General features: G+C 40.0%; 5 protein-coding genes and 1 pseudogene. All 6 read right to left on the bottom strand.

Annotated elements, in window-relative coordinates:
• Window positions 1-644: SNF2-related protein (locus V7L05_RS28740; RefSeq protein ID WP_335169273.1), on the bottom strand; the 644-nt coding region annotated here is incomplete at its 3' end.
• Between the two features lie 444 nt (window positions 645-1,088).
• Window positions 1,089-1,559 carry a Cys-tRNA(Pro) deacylase gene (gene ybaK, locus V7L05_RS28735; RefSeq protein WP_335169271.1) on the bottom strand — a complete coding sequence of 157 codons (471 nt, stop codon included), beginning with the start codon at window positions 1,557-1,559 and terminating at the stop codon, window positions 1,089-1,091.
• Window positions 1,560-1,731: 172 nt separating this feature from the next.
• Window positions 1,732-3,066 (bottom strand): deoxyguanosinetriphosphate triphosphohydrolase, encoded by a 1,335-nt coding sequence (locus V7L05_RS28730; protein ID WP_335169270.1) that lies wholly within the window; start codon window positions 3,064-3,066, stop codon window positions 1,732-1,734.
• A 270-nt stretch (window positions 3,067-3,336) separates the two neighbouring features.
• Window positions 3,337-3,807 carry an NAD(+)--rifampin ADP-ribosyltransferase gene (gene arr / locus V7L05_RS34885; protein WP_442937887.1) on the bottom strand — a complete coding sequence of 157 codons (471 nt, stop codon included), beginning with the start codon at window positions 3,805-3,807 and terminating at the stop codon, window positions 3,337-3,339.
• 394 nt (window positions 3,808-4,201) lie between these two features.
• Window positions 4,202-4,541 (bottom strand): annotated as a pseudogene (locus V7L05_RS28720) (hypothetical protein); the annotation flags it as partial.
• Window positions 4,542-4,551: 10 nt separating this feature from the next.
• A complete protein-coding gene (locus V7L05_RS28715) occupies window positions 4,552-5,019 on the bottom strand; it encodes a GNAT family N-acetyltransferase (protein ID WP_335169266.1) in 468 nt (155 codons plus the stop codon).
• Between the last annotated feature and the right edge of the window lie 230 nt (window positions 5,020-5,249).

Below are 5,249 nucleotides of genomic sequence, written 5' to 3'. Positions count from 1 at the left end.
TGGGAAATAATAAATCGGGTGTGCGTCATCCACGGATTAATCCCATAACCCCGTTCTTGACGACGGGCAGCAATAAACTCACGATCCAGAATCATGAACGTAAGTCCAAAGCGATTCTCCATTTCCTCTTGCCATTGCCTTACTACTGACGGCGGACATGAGATGACTACTCGCCTAACTTTTTGCCGCATCAACATCTCACGCAGTATCAGCCCTGCTTCGATGGTTTTCCCTAAACCGACATCATCGGCAATAAACAAAGCGACTCTCGGCATCAGCAAAGCTTTGCGTAGTGGCTCTAACTGATAAGCTTTGACTTCTATACCGGCTCGGTAAGGAGCTTGGAAAAGCTTGGCATCTGTGGAAGTTACGCAATTCCAGCGTAATGTGTGCAAATAAGCGGAAAATAAACGGGGATTATCAAAACCTCGGTTAGCGATGGACTCCCAAGATGTCGCCTTTACGACTTTGGCATCTATCTCCCGTTCCCATAGGACTTCTAGCGATTCTCCTAATGCATCATCTTCTAAACAAGAAAGACTAACTTTAGTGTCTTGCTCCTTAGTGGGTTTAGACACAACCTCTTCTACAAGATACTGCCGCGATCGCACACGCACAATCTGTCCAGTTACAACGTCAGTCACTGGCATCTCCCCCTTTGTGACTGGACTGGTATTATCCCTCCTTTAATCATCAAAAACTCACTCCCCTAAACCTAATGTCTGGTTAGCTTGGAGTGCTAATCTGCAACTATAGTTTTTTGAGTAGCAGGTATAAAGTAGTACTCTTGTTCTATTTACTTTTTAGCACCTGATACATCTTATGAAGTTATTTTATATACTGCCATAATATCTAGCTAATTATCAATAAAAAGTTTAAGCTATACTTCTTATAGGAAATTTGCAAATCACTTTCCTCAGTAGCCTTGCGTAGATTGCTTACAACCCACAAGTAAGCACTAAAATTTTGTAGTAATAACACTTAGATTTCTTAGAATCGGCTATGTTGTGTAGGGCAGCTTTGAAGTAGCTTTCTTTGAATAGCGATCGCCTTATGCTTTCAGAATTTAACTTATGAAAATTTCAGCACTAATTTTGTACAATTGCCCCCAAAGTGCCATTGGACGCACGTAAATAATCAGATGGGGATAGCAGAAGCAGCATTCCTCGCACTCCACCAGAAACAGTGATCTGTTCAAATAGAGTTGCCGTTTCATCAAGGTAAACTGGATAGTCTTTTTTGCTGGCTAAAGCGGTCACACCACCACGGATGTATCCTGTTAGTGGCTGAACTTCCTTCAGGGCAACTGTCTCAACCTTGCGGTTTCCTGAAATTCGAGCTAAAGCTTTTAGGTCTAACTGAGCATTTCCCGGCACAACAGCAAAACAGATACCTGTTGTGTCACCTCTGACTACTAGAGTTTTAAAAACTTGCTCTGCGGGAAGTCCTACTTTCTGGGCTGTACTTTCAGCAGCGAGATCGTCAGGGTCAACCTCATAGCTCAGGATTTGGTAGGGAATACCTAGTTTATCAAGTAGTCGAGCAGCATTGGTTTTCATCAACCTTTCGTTATTTTAAGCTTTAATATCTTAGTTTCTCAAGCTTGTAAAAATATATCCTTGCTTTATAGAAATTCTCTATTCAATAGCAACAGGATAATAAAACTTATTTTTAATTACTTGCAAACCTAAATTTTCTACTTATATAAAATAGGTAGCTCCTACAATGAAATTATCCCAAGGAAATTCCGCTAAATTTTTGAAATAGTTTAGTAGCATAGGAGTCAGTCATACCAGATATATAGTCTGTAATTTTCAGAATTTTTTCATAGCTATTATCATCCTCCAAACTTAGATGATATTCTTTCGGAAGCATTTTATAGACTAATTTGGACTTATTTTCCTTATTGAAGATTGTGTTAGCAAACTCAGTAAATAACTTGGCTAAAACTTCGTATCCAGCAACTTGGATACTAACTACATCCTGGTGCTGAAAAACAGTATCACTAGTTTGTTTTCCAATTTCTTTTAGATGCTCTGCATAATCACTTAAAGATAATAAATCTTCTTCAAATTCTCCCGAAAGAATTTTTACTTCATTATCTAAAAAAATTTGAGTTGCTTCTCTTATAAGTTTATCAATAGCTTTAGCACGCAATCGTTTAACTTTTTCATCCTTGCTATCATCATCTTTTTGAATATCAATATCTGCAATCTTATTAAGCAAGTCTTTAGCTTGCTCAAATGATATATAACCCATACGATGTCCATCTTCTACATCAACAATTGAGTAACAAATGTCATCTGCTGCTTCAACCAAAAAAGCAAGTGGATGTCTACACCACCATGCTGCATTATCATGACGGCGAATTAACCCAACTGTATTTGCTACTTCAGAAAATAATTCTTTTTCTGCCTGAAAAAAACCATGTTTTTTAGGAATTCTACTTGTGGAATTTTTTAAGATAGATTCTGGTATTAAAGATTCTCTAGGATACTTTGTAAAAGAAGCTAAAGTTGGGCAAGTGAGTTGCATCCCCCCTCTTTGAGAAACCATTTCAAGGTTAGTTAAAATCCTAAATCCTTGTGCATTACCTTCAAATAAATCAAAGTCAGCTTTTTGAAACTCGGTAAGTAGTTCCTCTTTCATCTGGTTAACAGAACTATACCAAGATTGAAATGCTGTACGAATAGCATCTTCTCCAGAATGACCAAAGGGAGGATTACCAATATCATGAGCTAGACAAGCAGCAGACACAATCTCACCGAAGTCTGACGGACTGTAACCATATTTATCAAGCTTGTGTCTTTTTATAATTTCATCGCCCACAATCCTACCAAGGGAGCGGCCAACACAAGAAACTTCAAGACTATGAATTAGACGGGTACGAATATAGTCATTTGTGGGTAAGGAAAAAACTTGTGTTTTATCTTTGAGGCGGCGGAAAGGGGAAGAAAATACCAAACGATCATAGTCTCTCAAAAACGGGGTACGGCCATGTTGAATATCTTCTTGTTCAGTCCTACCAAGTCTTTGAGGTGTCAGGAGCTTTTTCCAATTCATCATAGTTATTTCCGTAACAATAATATATTTTTTGCTACATTGTACTCAACCAAAGCTAGATTGTAACCTGCTAATAAACTGTTTTTTACTTCCGAAATAAGATTCTACGTAATTTTTGCACTTCCTACTTATCGGATGCAAAATTGCCATAATTGTTCAGAGGCTTAACCAATCCTGTACTCAGACTCTAGAAGCGTCAACAATTTCTCTTCGACAGCCGTTAAATAAGGCCGTTGATTTCAATCGGTGAGCAGGATGTGGGAATCTTAGAAATTAATTAATAATTTCTCCTTTGTTATTGGCCAACTTTTCACGCCATTTTTGGAGTTCTTCAGGTGTTTGTCTCACCCAATCTGTGACTTCGCCAACGATTTTTAATGGTGCTTGGGAGCGATATGAGCGTGTCGGATTGCCCGGAAATTTTTTGTCTGTAACATTCGGGTCATTTTCAAACTCCCCTGTTGGTTCAACGATATAAACACGTTCACGGTTATCGCCTTTTGCTAATGCAGCAGCTAGTCCCGCCCCATTGACAAGGGCTGTGAAATAAATGTGATTCATTTTGAGTTCAAGTTTGTAATTAGAACTGCCTCCTGCTGTCAGCAAATCGCCAACCTGCAAATCTGCTTTCGTTCCATGATAAAAGGGACCTTTGTCAGAAGGTTTATCCTTAAACGAAGTTGCTAATTGATAATTCTTTCTTGCCTTGTCAGGGTCGCTTAAGTCCTCATAGCATTTGGCAATGTTTGAATATAGAGAAGGGAAAGCACTCTTAACAGTGTTGTTATTTATTTTTAATGCAAACTGCAAAGCCGTTTCGAGCCATTTTAATTTGTCAGAAATATTTTTCTGATATCGAGCTACATAATGGGCTGAAATAAATTTTTCAAAGTCGTATGTCGCTTCGTTCCAGGCTTGAAGAAACAGTTTACTTGCTTCTTCTGGTTTGCCTTTTTCTTCCATGCCCATACCTTGAAGACAGAGTTTAACAACATTGTTGTTTGGGTTGAATTCCATGATTACTTTGTCTGGTAATGATTGTAATTTCGATTTAGTTGCTTGTCCTTAGTCTGTTGAAGTGGATCGTAACTACTGCTAACGGTTCGCTTGAGCGGCTGCAAATAACCTTTACCTCACACCAACACCCACCCTTACCCCTGAGTTCGGGGTTGTCCTTGGCTAAAACTTGGCATACTTCGCCCAAGTGGTAGGTGTTTGGTACTCTGGTTCGCTCCATTATGCGCTGCACAATGTCTTTGACGATTCTACCACTTGGGACTTTACCACCCGCTTCCTCTACTGCCTTCGGCAACGTCAAGGACGAACGCGTAACTCCATAAGTGCCTTTCCCGCCTCAAAAAACGCCCGTTCTACCTTTCGCTCCAAGTGCAAGCGGTAAGCATAGCCATGCCGTCAGGCTTATCGCTAATTTCTTGCTCGGTTAACTCTGGAATTTCAACAGCAGTAACGGTGATTGTTACTAACCAATCAAGCAAGCTTTTTCGTCATAAATACGCTGTTCGGGTCATCAATGTATTCACCAAAGGGGCTTCGGTACTCAAACCCATACCGTGTATACAAAGCTCGTGCTGAAGCAAATTCTGGAATTACCCCTGTTTCTAAATTCAAGCAATCGTAACCACGCCGTTGGGCTTCTTTAATAATCTGTTCCAGAATCTTTGAGGCGACACCCCTACGTCGGTGAGCCTTGACGGTACGCATTGATTTAATTTCACCGCTTCTTGAATCTAGTTCTTTCAATGCCCCGCATCCAAGCAGTTCTTCGCCATCCCAAGCCGTCCAAAAAGTAATATCAGGTGAACGCAATGCCTCTATATCAAGAGCATGAACGCTTTCGGGTGGGGTAATCTCATGCATGTTTTTGAGATGTTCCCTCAGAAGGTCAGCAATATTTTTACCTGTCAGGTCATCTTCACGAATTTGCAATCGGCTCATTTCCTTCATTAACCCCATATTCCTGCTCAATCAAACCCAACACCTTCTCCTCCAGCACAGTCAAATACGGTCGCTTCAACTCCCCCAGATGCTTCAGCACAGCACGGGTAGCTTCTTCTAGGTTTTCCCGTAGCTTAAGCTGTTACGCAGCTAAATCTAATAAACAGCATTACCTTTATTTTTAATTTTACGCTCCCATTTAATAATAAGACCTCCTTCATTCAGCAAAT

The sequence above is a fragment of the Nostoc sp. genome, assembly GCF_036917755.1.
Classification (GTDB): Bacteria; Cyanobacteriota; Cyanobacteriia; order Cyanobacteriales; family Nostocaceae; genus Nostoc.
Note: the sequence above shows the minus strand (reverse complement) of the source record. Positions and strands in the feature narration are given on the sequence as shown.